We start from the raw sequence: 21,371 nt of genomic DNA on the forward strand, positions 1-21,371 counted from the left end.
TCTATGGACCACCTGCTCGGATTGGTAAAAACAAAGCGCAAACCTACAAGGTTTGCACTATTTTTCCGTAAGTAAATGAGCTTGATTGGGAGTTTATCAGAGGATTTTTGCGAGGTCAGCGGGGATTGGTTAACGTTTAGCTATGGTTGGGTAAAGGTTTTGTTAAAAGTTAACATAACGCGATGTGAGTGACGAAAAATTTGTCAATTTTTTATGCAAAATAGTCAACTGCTCGTCGGCAGCGTGAAGAAGAAACTGCTGCCTTTATTTTCCTTGCTATGAACCCACATACGGCCGTTATGCACCTGTACAATATGCCGCGAAATAGCTAAACCCAACCCGGTTCCCCCCAGGCTGCGGGTTCTGGCGCGGTCAGATTTGTAGAACCGCTCAAATATGCGCCCTAGCTCTTCTTGGGCAATGCCGATACCATTGTCTTGGATGGTAATGACAACCTCATTTTTTTCTTCGTCTGCTTCAGCCTTGAGCGTGATATTGCCACCATCTGGGGTGAACTTAATGGCATTGTGCAGCAAATTGGAAACAACTTGATGAATGCGGGTGGGGTCAGCTAGAACCAGCGGCAGTGCGGCCGGTAAATCCAGAATGAGATTCAGGCTGGCTCGCTCTGCTTGCGGCTTAAGACGATCCATTGGCCCCAGCAGCAGATCGGCAACGGCCGTTGCCTGCAAACGCAGCGGTACCTGACCCGATTCTATGCGAGACAGCTCCAGAAGCTCTTCTACCATTTGGGTTAACACATCAATTTCAGCAGCGGCCCGGTCCAGAAAGCGAACGGCCGTTTCCGGATCATCATAAGCACCATCCTGCAAGGTTTCGATGATGACCTGTAAAGAGGCCAGCGGCGTCCGCAGCTCATGAGACACATTGCTGATAAAGTCACTCCGCACGGTTTGCAGATGTCGCATCGTGGTTAAATCTTGCAAAATGACCAGGTAGCCTTCTGCCCAGCCCTCTTTGAAGGGAGTGATAATCACTTGCAAAAAAACGCGCCCAAGTTCAACCGCGGCCGTCACAACTTGCTCCTCTTCTTGGCAGGCGTGCCACAAGTCGATGAGTTGATGGTGTCGCACGACTTCGGCAAAGGTGCGTTCAAGCGCAGATTTTTCCGAAAGCGAAAAGAGCTTGCTGGCGGCCGGATTGATCAGCCGTACACGCCCAACGCTGTCGGTGATGAGCACCCCGTCTGCCATGTAGTTGAGCACTGTTTCTAGCTGGCCGTTATCTTGTAGCAAGGTCAAATGCTGCTGCCGCAGCGTATCAATCATGTTGTTGAAGGCAAATATGAGTTCCCCCATTTCGTCTCGTGTGAGGGGGAGGATGCGAGCTTCCCACTCGCCACCCGTGATGCGGCGGATGACCGAGGTAAGCTGCTGCACGGGCTGGGTGGTGCGGGCCGCCACCGGAAACGCCACCACAGCTGCCAAGACCAATAGCAGAACGGCCGTAAACGAAACCGCCTGCCGCACACAGCCTGCATCTCCCAGACAGCCGGGCCGAGATAGGTAGCTGGCCAACCCGGTCATAACGATGGTGACCAAAATGAGATATGAGATTGCAATGCGCCAGCGAATTTTGGGGAACATTTTTCAGTAATCCGTAATCGGCGTTCGAGAGTTTACCGATTACCGGCAGCTAGCCGTCAAAGCGATAGCCGATGCCGCGCACGGTGAGAATGCGGCGGGCGTTGCTGGGGTCTTCTTCGATTTTTTCGCGCAGCCAGCGGACATGGACATCCACCGTGCGGCTATTGCCGTCGTAAGTCCAGCCCCAGACGCGTTCCAAAATGAGATCGCGTGAGAGGGCGATGCCCTGGTGTCGCGCCAGGAACAAAATGAGATCAAACTCCTTAGGCTTGAGGCGCAAAGGCTTCTCGTTCAGGCGCACCTCACGCCGATTTTGGTCAATTTCCAGATTGCCAAAGGTGAGTAGCGGAATCGGTTCTTCGAGATCGGTGGCAGAACTACCATTGGTTTGGCTGTTCAGTGCCTCGCGGATGAGGTCTACGCGGCGTAGCAACGCTTTCACCCTGGCCATCAGCTCTCTCATACTGAATGGTTTGGTCAGATAATCATCTGCCCCCATTTCTAGCCCCACAATTTTGTCAACCTCTTCGGTGCGGGCGGTAAGCATGAGGATGGGGAAGCTAAATTCTTTGCGCAAAATGCGGCACACCTCAAAGCCGTCGATGCCGGGCAGCATCACATCCAGTACAATGAGGTCTGGTTTTTCCTGACGGGCAAAGGTAAGGGCGGAACGGCCGTCCTTCGCTGTGACAACCTGGTAACCTTGGCGGTTCAGGTTGTATTCTAGCATTTCTAGCAAGGTGTTGTCGTCTTCAACGACCAGAATTTTGGTTTCCATTTTTTCTTTTGTATCTCTGAAACGCGGCGGCGTCAATGGGATTTTGCGTGAAATTCAATGACAACGCTTTTCTGCCCCCCTCACGACTTGCCACTTGTTTGCGTCGCACTATACTCAATGGTGCAAAAATAATGCAGTAGGAAGGCTTCAATGACCAAAACCGGAACAGACCGCATTACGGCCGCTTTTACCCAAGCCCATCAAACCCAAACGGCCGCACTCATGCCCTACTTTACCCTCGGCTACCCAGATGCCGAAACATCGCTGGAAATCATCGAAGCCATCGCAACTTATAGCGATTTGCTGGAGCTGGGTGTGCCGTTTAGCGATCCGCTGGCCGATGGCCCCACGGTGCAGCATAGCACCCAAGTGTCGCTGGAAAATGGCACCACCACCGCAGGCTGCCTGGAAATAGTGCGCAAACTGCGCCAGCGGGGCGTGCAGACGCCTATCATGCTGATGGGGTATGTGAATCCGATTTTGGCATATGGCGAAGCAGAGTACGTGCACGACGCAGTTGAGGCGGGCGTGGATGGTTTCATCGTGCCGGATTTGCCGCCAGAAGAAGCAGAATCGCTGGATAGCAAAACGGCCGAAGCTGGCTTGGCGTTGATTCCTTTTTTGGCTCCTACCAGCAATGCCAGGCGAATTGATTTGGTGACGGCGCAAGCGCGCGGGTTTATTTATTTGGTGAGCGTTACGGGGGTGACGGGGGCGCGCAGCCAGGTGCGAACGGATTTGGCAGGCTTTGTGAACCAGGTGCGTCGCAAAACGGCCGTTCCCCTCGCCGTTGGGTTTGGCATTAGCAACCCTGCCCAGGCGGCGGAGGTGGGGCAGGTGGCTGATGGGGTCATCGTGGGCAGCGCACTGATCAATGCCACCAACGCCGTCGAAGCAAATAAAGCGGAAGCGGCCGTTCGGTTTGTAAAATCTTTGCGTGAAGGATTGTCAAAGAATTAACGAGTTGATGCTAAAGATTTAGTTCTCCAACTTCCCACGTACGAGCCGGGGATTGGCCCAGTAAGCTGTCGCATCGTCTGCTAAATTTTCACCACGCACTTCAAAATAGAGCGAAACGGCCGTGTCCGAATATAATCCAAGTGGTATCTCTACAGGTTGCCATACGGTTCCCCCTTCTCCGCTGGATTCATACAAAATCTGCTCTTCACCACTGCTGGTAACCAGCCTGACGCGATAATGGGTGCCGAGTGTAGTCAGGATAGCTGTCTGTAGTTCGCTGTTTACCGGCAACGAGAGCTCAATTCTATGCGATAACCAAAGATCGTTTTGGGGCTTCATGCTTAAGGCCAGCTGGCTGCTGGCTGGGTTGTGGTAAACAGAAAGATTGCTTGTTGGTGCTTCTGAAACGGCAGTTTCTTCACCGTCTTCATCTAACCACGTAAGTTCCCCCGCCTCAGTCCATAGGAAAATTGTTTCCTCATATTGTTGCAGTGATGGCATCAAATTATAAAGCTCACCATCCTGGTAATCTAGCACCACAAATGTTGGGTCAGCGCGTCCTACACTCCCAAGATGGGATAGGCTCCCTCCGGGCCGTTCTAGTGATGTATCGTACCAGAGCTGCACCACGGTGCGTGTGAAATTTGGACTGATGGGAAAGCGGACGGCAAAAAAGTGACTATCTGGTGTGATGGTAGGGAAAAGTTCTGCAAGTTGGGTGCGCGCGGCTGCTTCCTCTGCCACATTTTCCAACCATTCCTGCTGGGTTTGGCGGATTTGGCTGAAATGATGGACGGAAACGGCCGTTACCGCCGCTACTGCCAAAACGATTCCCCACTGCTGAGGCCGCAGGGCACGTTGCGTTTTTCTTCTTGTCCGTTGCATTTTTCGGGATGAGGAAAACCACGCCAAGCTCATTTCAAAAGTAGCCCCGATTGCCAATACCAAGCCAAGTATCCCCTGGTAGATATGCCGTCCCGCGTAAAGCTCTGGTAGTTGTGTCCACAGTGCCAGGTAGATGAAGGCGAGGTGCAGAAACAGCCATGCCAACCACAGCCGAACCACGCGGTTCCCCCACCAAAACCACACCCCTGCCAGTGCAATCATGGCCGCTGCAAAAAGGGAAACGGCCGTTCCGCTCAGGCTCAATAAATTTGTGAGGTATGTTAGACGGAATGTTGTGATGTGGATGAACTGTGATAGTTCCGGCCAGGTGAAGTAGGTAAACCAGTCGGTTGTTTCCCGGCTGCTAATGTCTACCGTCAGGTTGGGGCGCGTAAACATGATGATGATGTAGGCAAGCGTGAATGATGCCAGCCCGGTGAAGGTGAGCCATTCTGTTTTGGAGATTTGAGACTGGAGATTGCTGATTAAACGTTTGCGACCTAATCTCCAATCTTCGATCTCCAATCTCTTGACGAGCAGCATCAAAAAGAGAAATGGCGGCAGCAGCATGCTTTCTTCGTGAGACCAGAACGTGAGCAGGCAGAAGAGCAGAGTGAGCAACAGGGTACGGTTGGACGGCCGTTCCAAATACCGTAACCACATACTCACCGCCAGCAAGGAAAAAAGCCCCGCCTGCACAATGGCAATGCTGCTCAGCCAGCTAACCACATCTACCCAATGGCTATGAATGGCAAATAATGAGGCGATGAGAACGGCCGTTATCCACCCCATTTTTAGCTGCCGCGCAACATGATAAAGCACAGAAACCGTCAAAACATGAAACAATAGAGCCACCCAATAATAGCCGTTGGGTAAATAGTGAAAAACCACCTCCAGCAGGCCAAACCATACCAGTTGCAGTGGGCGATAATACCAGCCATTTTCATACGGATTCAGCAGAGAAAAATAGGCCCACGGATTGGCCATGCCCGCTTTGATATAATCAAATTGCACATAGTCATCACCCACAAACGCCCAATCAAATGGCGGATAATAGATTAAAAGCGTAATGAGAATGAGGCCTATGAAGGCGAGTCTTGAGTACAGCTTGTTTCGTGTCATCGGTTCTTGTTGTATCATCCAGAGAATTGTTAATGGTTAACGGTTAATTGTCAAAATTTGTCTACTTACCTTAAGGAATTGTATGCCGAACAAACTAGCCCAAGAAACCAGCCCGTACTTGCTGCAACACGTTGATAACCCCGTCGATTGGTATCCCTGGGGCGAGGAAGCGTTGCACAAAGCCCGTCAGGAAGACAAACTCATTTTGCTCAGCATTGGCTATGCAGCCTGCCATTGGTGCCACGTGATGGCCCACGAATCATTTGAAGACCCAACCACGGCCAAATATATGAATGAGCATTTTATCAATGTCAAGGTAGACCGGGAGGAACGGCCCGACCTGGACGCCATCTACATGCAGGCGGTGGTAGCGATGACGGGGCAGGGTGGCTGGCCCATGACCGTTTTCCTCACGCCGGATGGACGGCCGTTTTACGGCGGTACTTACTTTCCACCCGCGCCCCGCTACGGAATGCCCAGCTTCATCCAGCTCATGCAGGGCATTGTTAACGCTTGGGAAACCAAACGGCAAGAGATTTTGCAAAGCGCAGGGGACATTACCAAACATTTGCGGCGAACGGCCGTCCTCACGGGTGAAGACGATGTGCTAACCCCCACCATGTTTGGCAAAGCAACGACCGTCTTGGCCCAGGATTTTGACCATGAGCGGGGCGGTTTTGGCGGCGCACCTAAATTTCCGCCGTCCATGACCCTGGAATATTTGCTGCAAAGTTTTGTGCTGCACAAAGACAGCCGCATCTTGCACATGGCCGAAACCACGCTCAAAAAGATGGCCTACGGCGGCATGTACGATCAGCTTGGTGGCGGCTTTGCCCGCTACGCCACCGACATAAACTGGCTGGTGCCGCACTTTGAAAAGATGCTGTATGACAACGCATTGCTTGCCCGCGTTTATCTGCACGCTTACCAAGTCACCCAGGAGCCACTTTACCGCCAAATTGCGGAAGAAACGCTGGATTTTGTCATGCGTGAGCTGCGCCATGAAGATGGCGGCTTCTACAGCAGCTACGATGCCGACAGTGAAGGGGAAGAGGGCAAATTCTACGTGTGGTCGGCGGCAGAAATTAACGCGCATTTGGGTGAGGATGCGGCACTGTTTAAGCTGTATTATGATGTGACTGAGCAAGGGAACTGGGAAGGTAGCAACATCCTCAACCGCAAAAAAGAGCTGGATGAGGTGGCCTGGGCCAGCAAAATGAGCGAGGAGAAGGTGGTGGAGCGACTCGCTGCGGCCAAGCAAAAACTGTACGACATCCGCGCCCAACGCATCTGGCCCGGCCTGGATGACAAGGTGCTTACCGCCTGGAATGGCCTGATGTTAGCCGCTTTTGCTGAGGCAGGGCGCATTTTGAAGCGGCACGATTATACCGAAACGGCCGTCCTCAATGCCCAATTCCTCTACAAAACAATGCGCACAGCAAACGGCCGTTTGCTCCGCACCTGGAAAGCAGACAGCGCTGCTAAATACAACGGCTACCTGGAAGATTACGCTTATCTGGCTGATGGCCTGCTGGCACTTTACCAAACCACCTTCGATGAGCAATGGTTCACTTGGGCACATGAACTGGCGGAGATGATGCGCACCCACTTCTACGACACAGATCACGGTGGCTTCTTTGATACCTCGGATGATCATGAAGCCCTTATTCATCGCCCCAAAGATTTGCAGGACAACGCCGTGCCCAGTGCCAACGCGATGGCGGCGCAGGTGCTGCTCAAGCTCAGTTTGTACTTAGGAAATAGCAAATATTGGGAGCTGGCAGAAACGGCCGTTTCCTCACTCTATGGCGCGATGGTGCAACACCCAAATGCGTTTGCCCATTGGCTGGGTGCGGCCGTATTCATCACCAGCCAGCCCCAGGAGCTGGCCATCATCGGCGATCTTAGTCAGCCAGACACTCAGGCACTCCTCGACACCACCTTTGCTTCCTTCCGCCCCAATCTGGTTGTAGCTACTGGAGATGCCGCCAGCCAAATCCCCTTACTGACCGAACGAACGCAACTGAACAATAAAGCCACCGCCTACGTCTGCCGCCGCTTCGTTTGCCAGCAGCCAGTGAATACGCCAGAATCCCTCGCAAATCAGCTAGCTGGTTAGCCAAAGATCAGGCACAATCACGGTACCAACATACCCTACCTCAGGAGGTAAACCATGTCTGAAGAACAGCTAACGATGGGCGTCATCGGCACCGCCACAAAGGAAAATGAGCAGCGTGCCCCGCTGGATCCTAGCCATCTGGAGCAAATTGATTCCAGCTTGCGGCAGCGCATTTTTTTGGAGAGAGGATATGGTACCCGCTTCAATGTCACCGATGCGCAACTAGCGCAGCAGGTGGCTGGCTTGATGCCCCGTGAAGCCCTGTTTGAACATTGCGACATCATCCTGCTTCCCAAACCCACCGAGGCGGATTTACCCTCATTCCGCGAAGGGCAAATTTTGTGGGGCTGGCCACATTGCGTGCAAGGCCCAGCCATTACTCAGGCAGGCATCGACAAGCAGCTCACCATGATTGCCTGGGAGGCGATGAACATTTGGCGTGACGATACGTGGCAGGCGCATGTTTTTCAGAAGAATAACGAGATGGCAGGCTATTGTAGCGTCCTTCATGCCTTGCAGCTTAATGGTATGACAGGCCTGTACGGTGCGCCAAAACGGGCCGCGGTCATCAGCTTTGGCTCTACGAGCCGAGGGGCCATTCATGCCTTACGTAGCCAAGGGTATCTGGATATTACCGTTATTACTTTTCGGCACCAGCTAGCTATTGTGGCCCAAATGCCTGGCGTCACCTATTGGGAATATACTCTTTCGGACGAGGGGGATGTTTTGGTGGTGCAGAATGAACAAACAGAGCCAATCGCGGCGGTGCTGGCTGAGTTTGATATTGTGGTGAACTGTATTTTGCAAAACCCGAATCGGCCGTTGATGTTTGTGCAGGGGGATGAGATTGATCGTTTTCGACCCGGCTCACTGCTGGTGGATGTAAGCTGCGATGCAGGCATGGCCTTTGATTTTGCTCGGCCCACTTCATTTGCCGACCCTATCTTTACGGTTGGCAATGGCGTAACTTACTACGCCGTTGATCATTCGCCGTCTTACCTCTGGCGTTCGGCTACCTATGAAATTAGCTTTGCGCTGTTGCCTTACATTGAGGTAGTAATGGGTGGGCCAACTGCCTGGCGCGAAAATGAAACGATTCGCCGCGCCATCGAGATTGAAAACGGCGTGATCCAAAATGAGGATATTTTAGCGTTTCAGAATCGTGCGGCAGCTTATCCCCACAAAGTTTTGGCCGAATGAAATACGACAAAATTACCCTGCAACTCAAACGCATTTACGATGCGCCCGATCCCAACGATGGCTTTCGTGTCTTGGTAGACCGCCTCTGGCCGCGCGGCGTTAGCAAAGAAGACGCCCAGCTCGATTTGTGGCTGGGCGATATCGCCCCGTCCCCGCGTCTTCGCAAATGGTTTGGCCACGATCCTGCCCGCTGGGATGGCTTTCTGGATCGGTACTTTGCCGAACTGGATGAAAATTCACAGGTAGTCACCGAACTGTTTCAAAAAGCGACCAGCAGCAACGTGACGCTGCTTTTTGCTGCCAAGGATGTGCGCCATAATCATGCGGTCGCGCTAAAAATGTATCTTGAGGGTGTCTAGGGGGAGCTACTCTTCTCGAAGTTGGAACAGGGTCCAGGTTTTACCAACGGCCGTATAACTTTCAACCGGTTTGTAATTGGCTGCAAACCAGGTTTGTGCCTCCGGTGTGTCAAAACGGGTTTCCAATTCCCATGGGTCCCAGGCAATGTAAATAGCTGGGCGGTAAGTTTGCAAAAGCCCGAATACATTGATGTTGCCCGGCGTTTCTTGGTTTAATTCATACACTTTTTCTGAAACCAGACCCCCTTCATCCCAAATATACCGTTCTGAATACCAGCCAACGCCGCCAATGGATTCGATGGCAACTGTTGCCTCCGGCATGGTATTATCCTGAATCCATTGGCCAATTGGCTGCCACATCAATTTTTCTTGGGCAACTTCCTTGTTTGCTACCTGCCAGGCACCAGAAACAGCGATCCCCGTGGCACCCATGTACGACAGTATCAATGCACCTGCCAAAAGCGTTCGCAGATTGCTCTGCATGATGGTGGTCATCGCTGGCAGCCGCATCATTTGACGAAACCATTCGTACCCACCTATCACTACAAAGGTAAACAGCAGCGGCATCAGCGGCGCATAATACCAACCAAAACGACCAGATTGAAAGAAGGTAAAGGTGCCAACATAAAGTAACAGCCAGGCGAGGTACGGCCGTAAAGCCTGCCGAGTTAGCGTAGAGACGATACCCGTCCCTAAAAGTGCGGTAATTAAAAGTGCGCCGCCAGTCCCGCCGCGCTGGGCAAAAACATGCCAGAGAATTTGCAGCCAATGCAAAGGCACAGAGGTCCGATACGTTAAGGATTTGGCAGTCACTGAGTGGGGAATTGGTGAGCCAAAATACCAGGTGGCAAAAAGTATCCAGGGTAGCGTTACAAGAATCATGAGCGCGGCATACTTCATACCACTCTTTAAGTCTTGCCGGTCAATTAACCAGAAGAGGCCCATAACAATCAGCACCAATAAACCATCAGGTCGTACCAAAACCAGCAAGCCACCCACCAATGCCATCCAGTTCCACCGCTTTGCGCCGTACAGATAAAGTATGAGCAAGAGCATGAACGTGTAAATGCCCGTTTCCATGCCGCTAGCCGAATACTGTAAATTATAGGGCGAGGATAGGATGAGCAGAACGGCCGTCCAGGCCACCAATCGGTTTGTTGCCCGTCTGACCACTACAAAAAGCAAGACACAACTTGCTGAATCTGCCAAAATGTTTGTCAGCTTTCCTACTGTGATAAAGTCAAAACCTAATTTGCCCCAGGCGGCCAAATATAGTGTGTATAGCGGAGTTGTGGTGCCAAGAATAAGCTCGCCCGGATTAAAGACAAACCCATTGCCTGAGATGATATTGCGAACATAGCGAAAAGTGATGAAGGCATCATCAACAGTTGACACCATAAAAGGCAATCGCAGCAAAATGCCGACGACAAAGATGGCAGCATACTCAATTTTACCGTTGATTTGTTTCTTGGTGATTTTACTTGGCGGATCGACTGTAATCATTGGAGAGACTGGTGGTTTAGGGTATCTATTTTTGATTAAATGGACTGGTTCGGAACAACGCGGAAAGTATAGAATGTCTTACACTATTGATCAATGGCCTTTCGGTATAAAAACAGTTTCTCATGGTTGGCAGCAATAAGGTTGGGAAAGCGTTTAGGTGGCGTGGTTTTCCTAACGATCCGATCAGCGTAAACTGCTTGGATATTACTGAGGCAAACCACAGAATTGGAGGATGTTAATGAAAATTGTGGTAACAGGAGCGGCTGGCTTTATTGGCTCACATTTGGCCGAGACATTGGCTAAACAGGGGCATACCGTTGTTGGAATAGATAGCTTTACTGATTACTACGCCGCGCAATTAAAGCAGGCCAATGCAGAAGACGTCGAGGCGGCGGGAGCGGTGCTGCGCAGGCTCGATTTGGCCAAGGACGATCTTTCTGTAGCTCTTAAAGATGTGGAATTTGTGTTTCATTTGGCGGGGCAGCCAGGGATTGCGGCCACGGTACCGCTGGCAGATTATGTGCGGAACAATGTGGTGGCCATTGATAATTTGCTGACGGGTTGCCAGAAGCAACAATCGTTGCGCTGCTTTGTGAATGTGTCTACTTCGTCGGTATACGGCCGTCATGCCTACGACCCCGAAACTGAAGCCCCCAAACCAACTTCGTACTATGGTGTGACCAAGCTCGCTGCCGAACAGTTAGCCTTAGCTGCCCATCGGGAGAAAGGATTCCCAGCCTGCTCACTGCGTATCTTTTCTGTTTACGGGCCGCGTGAACGGCCAGAGAAGCTGTATCCCAAACTGATTCGCAGCATCCTTACCGACACGCCGTTTCCGCTGTTTGAGGGGAGCAAAGCGCATTCGCGCAGCTACACCTTTGTTGGTGACATTATCGAAGGCTTTGTCTCTGTGCTGGATCGGCCCGAAAAAGTGATTGGTGAAATTATCAATTTGGGCAGCGATGTTGAAATGACAACGGGCGAGGGCATTGCCCTCATTGAGCAAATTATGGGCAAAAAGGCAAAGCTGGATATTCGCCCCAAACGGTCGGGCGACCAGCTACACACCTGTGCCAACATTGGCAAGGCGCGGGAACTGTTGGGCTACGCCTCCCATACTCAGCTTGCCGAAGGGCTTGAGGCGGAAGTGGATTGGTATGTTAATCGCATTTATGCGAGTGGCCTGCATAATCTCTGACTTGCAACTAATCTCGCCTCAGCTGCGTAGAACAGGGCAGAAGAACAATATAAAATATAAGTGGCCTTTTTTGCCACTTTTGGAGGTATTGAAATGAGTGTAAAAGATAATCGGCTTCGACGACAAAATGGAATTTTTGCAGGTGTCTGCGGTGGTTTGGCTGCCTGGACAGGGATCAGCGTTTTTTGGTTCCGGCTGCTCTTCTTTATTCTGCTGCTGCCCGGCGGCGCGTCAGCGATTCCGTATTTTATTCTGTGGCTGGTGATGCCGAAGAAATAATGAACTGTGAATAATTAATTGTGAATTGTGAACAATTTCGTTCATAATTCACAATTCCCCATTCTCAATTTACAATTCTCCTAGAATTTCCTCCAGCGTTTTTACCAAAAAATCGGCGTTTTCGGCCGTAAAAACCAGCGGTGGCTTGATTTTTAGCACATTGTGCAGCGGCCCGTCGGTGCTGATGAGGATACCCTTATCCCGCATTCGGTTGGCAATGTAAGACGCTTCTTTGGCGGCTGGCTCTAGCGTTTGCGGATCACGCACCAGTTCTGCGCCGATGTACAGTCCCAATCCGCGCACGTCGCCAATGAGCGGGAACTCGGTTTGCAAATTGCGCAATCCTGCCAGCAGCCGATTGCCCACGACGCGGGCGTTTTCCTGTAGATTTTCCTGTTCAAGTACATCCAAAACAGCCAACCCAATCGCACAAGAAACTGGATTTCCCCCAAACGTGTTGAAATATTCCATGCCGTTGGCAAATGAGGCCGCGATTTCGGATGTTGTTACCACAGCCGCCAGCGGGTGGCCGTTGCCAATTGGCTTGCCTAGCGTCACAATGTCCGGCACGACGCCTTGCGTTTCGAACGCCCACATATGGCTGCCTACACGTCCAAAACCGACCTGTACCTCATCCGCTATGCAAACACCGCCTGCCGCCCGAATAAGCGGGAACAGCGCCTGGAAGTAGCCATCTGGTGGCACAATCTGCCCGCCGCAGCCGAGCAACGGCTCGCCGATGAATCCGGCGATTCCTTTGCCCTGCGCTTGCAGCGTTTCGACGATTTCCTGGGCGTGTTGGGCGTAGCGACGGCCGTTTTCCACCCCATTCCCTCGATACAATCCCCGATACGGGTCCGGCATCGGCAGCACGTGAACATGCTCCGGTGCGCCAGCCCCGCCGGGGCCATCAAACTTATACGAACTTATGTCAACGAGTGCGCCTGTATTGCCATGATACGCGCCATCCAACACCAGCAAATCCCGCCGGCCGGTGTGGGCACGGGCCATGCGCAAGGCCAGTTCGTTGGCCTCGCTGCCGCTGCACACGAAATAACAAATGGAGAGTGGCTCCGGCAGCGTAGCGGTGAGCCGCGCGGCATACTCCACCAGATTGTTGTGCAGGTAACGGGTGTTGGTGTTGAGAACGGCCGTTTGCAACTGCGCCGCCTTGACTACCTGAGGATGATTATGCCCCACGTGCGGCACGTTGTTCACCGCATCCAGATACGGCTGGTTGTTCTCATCATACAAATATTGCCCCTGACCGCGCACGATGTGGAGTGGCTTGTTGTACGACAGGCTGAGCGAGGGCCCTAAATGTTTTGTGCGCAAAGCTAAAATTTCATCCTTGCTGCGAGTAGGCGGCGGAAAGTAATCATCTGGAATATTTAGCAGTAGATTGGGATCGGGGCAGAGGCTGCGCCAGATGGCACGTTGGCTAGGGGCGGCGACGCCGGGGAAATCTGTAGGGTGAGGGGGTGAAAGGGTGAAGGGGTGATCTAACAAATCCACCAGGATTTGGAGGTGGAGGTGGGGCGGCCAGTCGCCGTTGCTGGGGAAGTTGCCGATTTCGGCAAACTTTTGACCTTGGGCGATGGGTTGCCCGATGGTGAGACCGTCTAGCGATGCTTCGCTGAGATGGCCATAGAGCGTGTAAAAGGTCAGGCCGTTGCCCACGTCGTGTTGCAAAACGATGACGGGGCCGTAATCTAGGCGATCTGTGTTGTTGGCGAAGCTGTGGATGGTGCCGGGGAGGGGAGCGTGTACGGCCGTTCCCGCCGCCGCAAATAGATCAATCCCCATATGAATTGTGCGCCACTCATCCCGGTCGTTGCCGGAGACGCGAAAAGCGTCATCAGTATAAATTCGGCGCGGTTCATCGTAGCGGCCGATTCCTATTTTGGCCACAGAGGACACAGAGGGGGAAGAGGTTTGAGAGGCATTGCTGCGGGTTATCGTGGTGAGGAGGAGATTCATGAATTCTTGCGTGTCATCTGGTTTTTGCAATTGGCCGAGGAGCAGGCTGCCGGGGGTGAGATCAAAAATAGTTGGGGGCGATTTTTGCCAGTCGGTGTCAATCACTTTGGCAAATTGACCTTTATTTTCGCGTAGCCAGTTAGTAACTTGGATGGATTTGGCCATGGGTTCCCAGCCGCAGGCGTGGCGGAAGATGGCTTCGGCCAACAGCGGGCTGGTTTGAGCAAGTTTATTCAAGGTGTCCCACGCAGGCGCAGCCGAAATTTGCAGGTAGTCGTTGTCTGGTTCCTGGGTGGCCTGGTAGGCACTCATCGTCACGCTGACGCAGAGCCGCATGGTGATGAGCGAGAAGAGCAGCGACACTTCTTCTTCGGTTAGGGGGTGTGCCGTGTGATAGCCACGAACGATATGGGCAGCGGCAGCCAACGGGTCTGGTTTGTGCAAACTGGCGTAGGCGGCGGCAATGGCTAGCTCACAGATAGTGGCAGTATACAGTGCGTCGCCAAAGTCGAAGATGCCGCTGATTTGCTGGTTAGCGGTAAGGAGATTGTAGTCGTTGGCGTCGTTGTGAATGACGCTGTGGCGCAGGCCGCCTAGCGGGGGCTGAGTGTGCCGCAAAAAATGGTCGAGGAAGGCACCAACCATTTCGCGCTGCGTCGTGTCGGGGATGAATTGCAGATAATCAACAATAAATCCGGCGAGTTTAAGGTCCCATTTTAGTTCGCGGTGGGCGGCGGGATGGTCAAAATCGGCCAGAGCGGCGTCTAGCTGGCCGAGGGTGTGGCCCAGGCTGTACAGCAGCGCGGGGCTGTGTCGTTTGGTGTGGGCCAGCAGCGTGCCGGACAGGTGGGTGATGAGCCGGACAGGATAGTGGGTGACGTGGACAATCGGTTCCTGGTTATTCGTTAGAATGAGTTTGGGTAGGAGATTGGAGATTGGGGATTGGAGATTGAGGTGGTTGATGAGGGCGTTTTCCAGTTCCAGGGTTTCTAATGATTCGGTGAGTCCGGCGATTTTGAGGATGTATTGATCGCCGTTATTGGCCGTAAGGTGAAAGTTTTGGTCGCGCTCGCTGGGTAGGGTGCGGGCGGTGACGGTGAGGTTGTAGTGGGTTTGGGCGAGCTGAACGGCGTCGTCAAGGCTGAATTGTGGCCGCAAAATGGCAACATCAGGCATAAAAATACCCCCTTCTGTGAATTTGAAGAGGGTATTGTAAGCCGTAGAGACGTTGCATTGCAACGTCTCTACCTGTTCTTTTCATTACGGTTCAAAATTGTAGACATCGCTAGGATAGTTGCTGTGCGGCGAAGCCGTAGCCAGCGATGCTTCCGCAGGACGTGCTAGCGGGTCTTCTAGCCGAATATCGAGTATCCAGGCGGAAGGTTCATCTGTTTCCAGCGGTTCAAACACAAAAGAGTAAGTTAGCTCGCCATCGCCCCGTTCAATAATTTGCTGGTCGTTGACCAAAACGGCCGCTCCGCCAAAAGCAGGTAGCAAGGAACTGTTGAGATGGGCTGTGTCTAAAGAAGTGAGTTGGTAAGCGACGGTGACGGTAAAAGTGGTACGGCCGTTTAGCACGGAACCAATCGGGGGTGAAACGTTGAGAATATTGAGGCTATCTGGGGCAGTGGCATCAAGCTCAGGCGATTCCATTTGATAGTTGATTTCCTCAACAAATTGCACGTCGAAAGTTGCACCCTTATCAAATCCCATGAGAATGAGATCAGAAGTTTGTTGACCGTTTCCATCCGTTGCCCAAAGCCTTGCCATAAGTTCAAATTCATTTGAGCCTATGGCAGAGGTGATTGCTTCAGATTCGACAGTTGCAGTGAAGGTCACACTGCCTGTCCCGGATTGTATGGCGTATCCATTCCCCAAAGCATTGTAGTTTGGATTGCGGATGCCATCTAGGGACGGCATCCCTGATGGATGAATAAAACTGAGACTCAAACTCGCTTCATCGGCGGTGACCAATTCGTAGCCGACGGTAACTTCAAGGGTGATAGCCTCATCGGAATTAGAGCGGGAGAGCTGTGTTGCTTTGACTATCCAAAGACTATCTGGCGACCACGGCATCGTATCTGCTAATGTGTATCCCTCAGGGTATTCCAGAAAATTGGAGACAACCCACCCTTTGCCTATGGGTGTGGACACAGATTGCCAGAACAATCCGTCGCTTTCTATTTCTAATAGTAGCGGGTCATCGATTAAGATAACGGGAGTACCTTCTTCAAGAATGCCTATTTCTTGCCCAGTAGGCTCGCTGCGAAGAGCTAAGCCATTGCTATCAGTGCCTCTAACTATTGCGATAGGATGAGACTCCTTATGCTCAACGAACCAATCAGTTAGCCAAACGGCCGTTCCCCCGTCAGTGCTTTGCCGAGGATTATCGACCGTAACTGGCAGGCGTGTACCGTTACCCATGTCAAATAGGCCGACAATCAAATCATACCGGTTGGCAAACAGATCATCGGGCAGGGTGAGGGTGAGGGTGGTGCGAATTTGCTCACCTACGTTCCAGGCAGTGGGGAATCGTTCACCATCCTGTAGAGTTTGATCAACTTGGGCCACAACGTCGCCCTGACCATCTCGTAGGTGGAAAAAGAGTTGGTAGTTGGCAGACGGCCGTTCCTGAACCCGCCAATCCAGCATTAAGTTTAATTCGTTTGGCCCTTCTTCAATGTTAAAGGCGGTCAGGGTTAGTTCGCCATCGAAGTCAAGCGTTAGCTGATCCAGACCCCAGGAAACAACGTCGATGCCATCTTGTCCCAGAGAATCGAAGCTATCCAGATATTCTAGCCGGTCAATTTCGGCCTCGATTTCTGCCAGGGCTTGCTGCAACAGGGGCAGGTCATCGCCTGAGGTTTGGGGCAGCAAGGTTTGCAGTTCGGTTTGGTAGTTTCGCAGGATGATGAGCTGGGTTTCGGTGGGAACGGCCGTTGGCAACCGGCTTGTGTCCAAATCCACCAACTGGCCCTCGCTGGTGAGCGGCCATTCTAGGTGTGCTGTATTTACCCAACCCTGGCCGACGTCCCGTACGGAGACATACTGCCAGGTAGCGCCGTCGCGGATGATGGTTGGCTGGCTGTTGATGAGGCCGCTGAGCGTAAGCTGTGTGCCAGCTTCTAACATCGCTTCTTGTTCGCCATTGGGGGCAGTGAGCAGTGGCGTTTCAGCCAGTACGCGGCTTTCGGGCAGCACAAAGGAGACGCCCGTGTTGGCCGGGAGATGCGTAAACTGGTCTTCTGGCAGATCGGCACTGGTGCTGATTTGGTGGCTGACGCGCTCTAGTCGCCGTAGCAGCGTGTCACCGTCGTAATCGGCGACTTCGACGACGGTGTGGTTATTGCTGTCTAGCTTTACCAGCCGGTATTGGCTGCTGGCGTTGCCGTCCTGGTTGGGTGAATAGCTGATGCGGTAGGTGGTGAGGGAACGGCCGTTGGCCGTCGTCTCTGTCCCAATCAAGGAAACACCCCAGCCGTACGGTTCATATTCCCCGCCCCGGCTATTAACGTCCAGCGGCGGCTCCACCAGATATTTGTTTATACATTCTCCCCCTTCACAATTCCAATCCAGCCGCAAAACGGATGCTATCAGGCCGCCCCAGCCAACATCATTATAAAACGGTGGCGTGGTGGCAGCACCCGCCCAGCCTTCGGCCTGCGCCAGAGCGTGGTATACGTCAAAATATTGCAGCGAAACGGTTTCCATGCGGGCAACACGACTGTTGTAAGTGCCGCGCCAGAGGAACTGGCTATCCCCTTGGGTAAAAACGCGGTGTTTGCCGTTGGCATCCACCACTTCACCCCGGAAAAAGGTGCCGTCGAGTGACTGCCACGATTCGGCCGTCAGCTCAGCCCAGCCAGCATCATATTCTACCCACATGGGCAACTCAATTCGCAACTGGTCGTACACAATGAACTCATCCCGACCGGGCACATCCACAGAACTCATTTGGGCACTAATGGCAGCGGGCTGCTGCCGCAGACTCACCCAGCCAAACCAGACCACGAGGGCCAGAGCGGCAAAGGCAACGGCCGTTCCTGCCAATCGTCCCAAATTTGCCAATGAAAAGCGGGGTTGGTCGTACTGGTTTAGCAGTTGGCTGCGCAATTCCTTTTTGAAGGCACGCGGAGCGTACGACCGTTCGCCATTTCGTTGCAATTCATCTATCAAATCATCGTACTGATCAAATTCTTGTTTACGAGACATGGGGATTTACCTCTCTTGCTAAAGGCTGTTCAGGCGTTAGTTCGGCACGAAGCCGATCCAGAGCGCGGTGCAGCCGCACATACACGGTGTTGGTTGAACAGGCCAAAATCTTGGCAACATCTTCGCTGGGTAGCTCTTCAAGATAGCGCAAAACGATGATGTCGCGGTCTTTGGGACGAAGGCGCGCCAGGGCATGGTGGATGGCCTGGTTGGTTTGGCGCGACTGCACGGCCGTTTCCGTGGCACGTAACTCTGTCGAGCCAAACCAGCGGCTAGGTGAGAGCCACTTTTGCCGCCGCAGCCGAGACATCGCTTCGTTGCGGGCAATGCGGTATAGCCAGGGGCCAAAGCCATGCGCTTGCCATTCGTACCGCCGAATTTGGCGCAATGCTTTCTCGAAGGTAACGGCCGTTATGTCCTGTGCCGCTGCCTCATCCTGCATGAGCCGCACCGTGTAGGCAAAAATGCGGTCCACATAATGGTCATACAGCACCCCGAACGCCGTCGGGTCTTGCCGGGCCTGTTCAACGACCAATTTTTCGTTATCAAGCATAAAAACCTCAAATTTGGAGATTGGTTGATTGGAGATCGGAGATTTTGAACCAGATGTTTTTAATCCCCAGTCGCCAATCCCTAATCTCCATTTCTGCCTGTATAACGCAAGAGAGGGATAAATCTTGCAAAAATGGTTAATGGTTAATTGTAAATGGTTGTGGGCACCGTGTCATTTGCGCGTTTGAGGATATACTTTTCGCTTCGTTATGCGTAAGTTGATTTTGTTTTTTGCGATTGGATGTTTGTTTTTGACCGCTTGCCAGCAGCGTGGGGAAGGGGAAACCGTAAATAGTGAAACGGCCATTCCTGCCCCAACTTTCTCACACTCAGCCACGCCCCAAATAGGCGTCTCGTTCGTCACCCGTGCTGCACCAACCGTTGCCATCATCCAAACGACGCCTACGCCACTGCCAACCCCCACCGTTACGCCGACGGCAACGCCCATTGTTTACCAGATTGTCTCTGGCGACACGATTCTGGGTATTGCGATCCAGCGTGGCAGCACGGTGGAAGAGATTTTGGCTCTGAATCCGGGCATTGTGCCAGAAAATTTGCAGATTGGGCAGCCAATTGTGCTGCCGCCGCCGCCCACTGTAAACGCGTTGTTTGCTCCTGGTACGGCCGTTCCCATCCAGGTTTCCATCACCAAAATTCATGCGTACCAAACGCCGGTGGGCAGCCTGTGGCTGCTAGGGGAGGTGACGAATGAGGGGGAAACGGCCGTTGAGAATATCCAGGTCGAAATTGGTCTGCTGGCGGCAGACGGCCGTTCTGTTGGTAGTGCCACGGCCTGGGTGGCCACGGCCGTCATTTTGCCTGGTGAACGCGGCCCGTTTGGCATCTTGCTGAATGAGCCGCCCAGCGATTTTGCCCAACCGATTGTGTCTGTGGTGGGCGGGCAGGCAGTGGTAGAGCTTGGCAGCCGCACGCTGGATGTGAGCGTGGCAGATGTTGCGTTGGCAATTACCGATGAACGTGTTGACCTAACTGGGCAGGTGCAGAACGGGGGTGAAACGGCCGTTGCCAATGTACAGCTAACCGCCACCTTTTACGACGCCCAAGGGAACGTGACGGGCTTCCAGCAGCAGGTTGTTGCCGAGGCGTTGGGGGTGGGGGAGGAACGGCCGTTTTCGTTGGAAGCAGCCCCACCCGGCGGCATCACCACTGCCTATACCATTCATGTCGAAGCCCAAACAATTGATAATTGACCATTAACTAGTATCATCCTGCCATGTTTCGATACCAACTGATTCGTGTTGCCATGCACGTGACACGCACACTTTTGCTCACAAGAATGGAGGTCATTGGCCGAGAAAACATCCCCGACAGCGGCCCCTACATTGTGACGCTCAACCACACAAGCGTTGCCGATACACCGCTGCTGCTCATGGCGTTCCCACTTGTAGAGTGGGCCTTTTTTGCAGGCGAAAAGTGGCGTGGTCACCCCGTCTACGGGCCGATTATGGCCTGGCTGGGCGCGATTTACATTAACCGGGGGGAAGTAGACCGCCAGGGACTGCGTGACGCAATGGCGGCGATTCAACGAGGGGTGATGTTTGGCCTGGCACCAGAGGGCAGCCGCAGCAAAAATGGGCAGATGCAGGATGCCAAAGTGGGCGCAGCCTATTTAGCCAATCGCGCCAATGTGCCCATATTGCCGGTTAGTTTTGAAAATAATGATCAGCTTTTTGCCAACTTTAAGCGGCTGCGCATAACCAAAAGCGTTTTGAGGATTGGGGAGCCGTACACCTTGCCAGAAATCGGCCGTCGGGCAAAAGGGGCTGATTTGGCAGCATACACGCACCTGATTATGGTGAAGATTGCCGCTTTGCTGCCGCCGCGCTACTGGGGCATCTATGCCGATAGCCCCGCATTGGCAGCTTTGTTTGCCGGTGATGATCCGTGGCCCGCTTGCCAAACGGCCGTGTCAGACTAAATTTTGCCACAAAAGCAGGACACTGATTGACGCAGATTCACACGGACTTGTTTCATCTGCATCAATACATTGTTAAGCAAATCTTTTAACGATTGTCATACTGAACCCGTTCGGCTTCGCTCAGGGCAGGCTGAAGTGAAGTATCCCCACCAAGTTGAGTGGGATTCTTCATTTCGCTGCGCTCCATTCAGAATGACAAGTGTGTGAAACTTAGTTAACAAAGCAATCAACCAGTGTCCCGCTTAAAAACGTTAATTTTCCAGGACAGTGGCAAAAGTTTGCTCAAAGAAAGCAGCATCAGTGTAGCCGAGCCACTCTTCGATCACTTCACCCTCCGGGCTGACCAGCAAAAAATGGGGCTGGTAGCGGAAGCCATATTGCTGCTTGTACGCGGTGGATTCTGGATCGTCAATGTTGATGGGAACAAATTCAATCTGCGTGCCATACTCACTTTCTAACCCATTCACGATGGGTTTCATTCGCTGACAGGTCGATCACCAATCGGCGTAAAATTCGATGAGTTGGGGTTTGGCGGCCACAGTTTGCACGTCGGTGTCACTCTCGGTGGCCGTGTCTGGCTCGGCGGGTACGGCCGTTTCACCCCCACCACATCCCACCGCCAGCAAAAGCAGCAAGAGCGTTCCCAATAAGATCAAAATTCTTCGCATAGCATTCTCC

At 52.8% G+C, this 21,371-nt stretch carries 17 protein-coding genes; 8 read left to right on the plus strand and 9 right to left on the minus strand.

The genetic code is table 11. From position 1 onward, the window contains the following. Window positions 1-224 precede the first annotated feature (224 nt). Together ACOQPU_RS03920 and ACOQPU_RS03925 are read right to left on the minus strand one after the other, a co-directional pair. Window positions 225-1,607 (minus strand): sensor histidine kinase, encoded by a 1,383-nt coding sequence (locus ACOQPU_RS03920; RefSeq protein ID WP_420643825.1) that lies wholly within the window; start codon window positions 1,605-1,607, stop codon window positions 225-227. 49 nt (window positions 1,608-1,656) lie between these two features. Continuing rightward, a complete protein-coding gene (locus ACOQPU_RS03925) occupies window positions 1,657-2,385 on the minus strand; it encodes a response regulator (RefSeq protein ID WP_420643826.1) in 729 nt (242 codons plus the stop codon). 150 nt (window positions 2,386-2,535) lie between these two features. Here ACOQPU_RS03925 and trpA point away from each other — a divergent pair, with 150 nt between their 5' ends. Next, window positions 2,536-3,345, plus strand: coding sequence for a tryptophan synthase subunit alpha (trpA, locus tag ACOQPU_RS03930; protein ID WP_420643827.1), 810 nt, complete (start codon window positions 2,536-2,538; stop codon window positions 3,343-3,345). Between the two features lie 18 nt (window positions 3,346-3,363). Here the strand turns inward: trpA and ACOQPU_RS03935 are convergent, their stop codons facing one another. Next, the gene (locus ACOQPU_RS03935) at window positions 3,364-5,352 is read right to left on the minus strand and encodes a hypothetical protein (RefSeq protein WP_420643828.1); all 1,989 of its coding nucleotides are present in this window, start codon (window positions 5,350-5,352) and stop codon (window positions 3,364-3,366) included. Window positions 5,353-5,434: 82 nt separating this feature from the next. Here ACOQPU_RS03935 and ACOQPU_RS03940 point away from each other — a divergent pair, with 82 nt between their 5' ends. The 3 genes from ACOQPU_RS03940 to ACOQPU_RS03950 are packed head-to-tail and all read left to right on the plus strand — an operon-like array spanning window position 5,435 to window position 9,030. After that, on the plus strand, window positions 5,435-7,471 hold the full coding sequence (locus tag ACOQPU_RS03940) for a thioredoxin domain-containing protein (protein WP_420643829.1): 2,037 nt from the start codon (window positions 5,435-5,437) through the stop codon (window positions 7,469-7,471). Between the two features lie 54 nt (window positions 7,472-7,525). Then, on the plus strand, window positions 7,526-8,671 hold the full coding sequence (locus tag ACOQPU_RS03945) for a N(5)-(carboxyethyl)ornithine synthase (protein ID WP_420643830.1): 1,146 nt from the start codon (window positions 7,526-7,528) through the stop codon (window positions 8,669-8,671). Beyond that, window positions 8,668-9,030, plus strand: coding sequence for a DUF488 domain-containing protein (locus ACOQPU_RS03950; protein WP_420643831.1), 363 nt, complete (start codon window positions 8,668-8,670; stop codon window positions 9,028-9,030). The genes ACOQPU_RS03945 and ACOQPU_RS03950 overlap by 4 nt, the downstream gene beginning before the upstream one ends. A 6-nt stretch (window positions 9,031-9,036) precedes the next feature. Here ACOQPU_RS03950 and ACOQPU_RS03955 read toward each other — a convergent pair whose 3' ends face one another. Continuing rightward, window positions 9,037-10,533 carry a hypothetical protein gene (locus ACOQPU_RS03955; protein ID WP_420643832.1) on the minus strand — a complete coding sequence of 499 codons (1,497 nt, stop codon included), beginning with the start codon at window positions 10,531-10,533 and terminating at the stop codon, window positions 9,037-9,039. Between the two features lie 238 nt (window positions 10,534-10,771). On the opposite strand from ACOQPU_RS03955, the gene ACOQPU_RS03960 reads away from it, so the two are divergent. Continuing rightward, complete coding sequence (locus ACOQPU_RS03960; protein WP_420643833.1) at window positions 10,772-11,731, plus strand: NAD-dependent epimerase/dehydratase family protein; 960 nt, start codon at window positions 10,772-10,774, stop codon at window positions 11,729-11,731. 93 nt (window positions 11,732-11,824) lie between these two features. Beyond that, window positions 11,825-12,010: a PspC domain-containing protein gene (locus ACOQPU_RS03965; RefSeq protein WP_420643834.1), complete on the plus strand. Its 186-nt coding sequence runs from the start codon at window positions 11,825-11,827 to the stop codon at window positions 12,008-12,010. Window positions 12,011-12,079: 69 nt separating this feature from the next. Here the strand turns inward: ACOQPU_RS03965 and ACOQPU_RS03970 are convergent, their stop codons facing one another. The 3 genes from ACOQPU_RS03970 to ACOQPU_RS03980 form a co-directional block, all read right to left on the minus strand. Further along, window positions 12,080-15,166 (minus strand): aminotransferase class III-fold pyridoxal phosphate-dependent enzyme, encoded by a 3,087-nt coding sequence (locus ACOQPU_RS03970; protein ID WP_420643835.1) that lies wholly within the window; start codon window positions 15,164-15,166, stop codon window positions 12,080-12,082. Window positions 15,167-15,250: 84 nt separating this feature from the next. Then, entirely contained in the window at window positions 15,251-18,202 is a 2,952-nt protein-coding gene (locus ACOQPU_RS03975; protein ID WP_420643836.1) for a hypothetical protein, read from the minus strand. Next, complete coding sequence (locus tag ACOQPU_RS03980; protein ID WP_420643837.1) at window positions 18,192-18,755, minus strand: RNA polymerase sigma factor; 564 nt, start codon at window positions 18,753-18,755, stop codon at window positions 18,192-18,194. The genes ACOQPU_RS03975 and ACOQPU_RS03980 overlap by 11 nt, the downstream gene beginning before the upstream one ends. A 250-nt stretch (window positions 18,756-19,005) precedes the next feature. Between ACOQPU_RS03980 and ACOQPU_RS03985 the strand changes: the two genes are divergently transcribed. Together ACOQPU_RS03985 and ACOQPU_RS03990 are read left to right on the plus strand one after the other, a co-directional pair. Beyond that, window positions 19,006-19,965 (plus strand): FxLYD domain-containing protein, encoded by a 960-nt coding sequence (locus tag ACOQPU_RS03985; protein WP_420643838.1) that lies wholly within the window; start codon window positions 19,006-19,008, stop codon window positions 19,963-19,965. A gap of 23 nt (window positions 19,966-19,988) precedes the next feature. After that, window positions 19,989-20,693, plus strand: a complete 705-nt coding sequence (locus tag ACOQPU_RS03990) for a lysophospholipid acyltransferase family protein (RefSeq protein ID WP_420643839.1) — start codon at window positions 19,989-19,991, stop codon at window positions 20,691-20,693. A 251-nt stretch (window positions 20,694-20,944) separates the two neighbouring features. Here ACOQPU_RS03990 and ACOQPU_RS03995 read toward each other — a convergent pair whose 3' ends face one another. After that, the gene (locus ACOQPU_RS03995) at window positions 20,945-21,160 is read right to left on the minus strand and encodes a TlpA family protein disulfide reductase (RefSeq protein ID WP_420643840.1); all 216 of its coding nucleotides are present in this window, start codon (window positions 21,158-21,160) and stop codon (window positions 20,945-20,947) included. Between the two features lie 27 nt (window positions 21,161-21,187). Then, window positions 21,188-21,361, minus strand: coding sequence for a hypothetical protein (locus tag ACOQPU_RS04000; protein ID WP_420643841.1), 174 nt, complete (start codon window positions 21,359-21,361; stop codon window positions 21,188-21,190). Between the last annotated feature and the right edge of the window lie 10 nt (window positions 21,362-21,371).

The organism is Candidatus Leptofilum sp., assembly GCF_965223285.1.
In the GTDB taxonomy this organism is placed as follows: domain Bacteria; phylum Chloroflexota; class Anaerolineae; order Promineifilales; family Promineifilaceae; genus Leptofilum.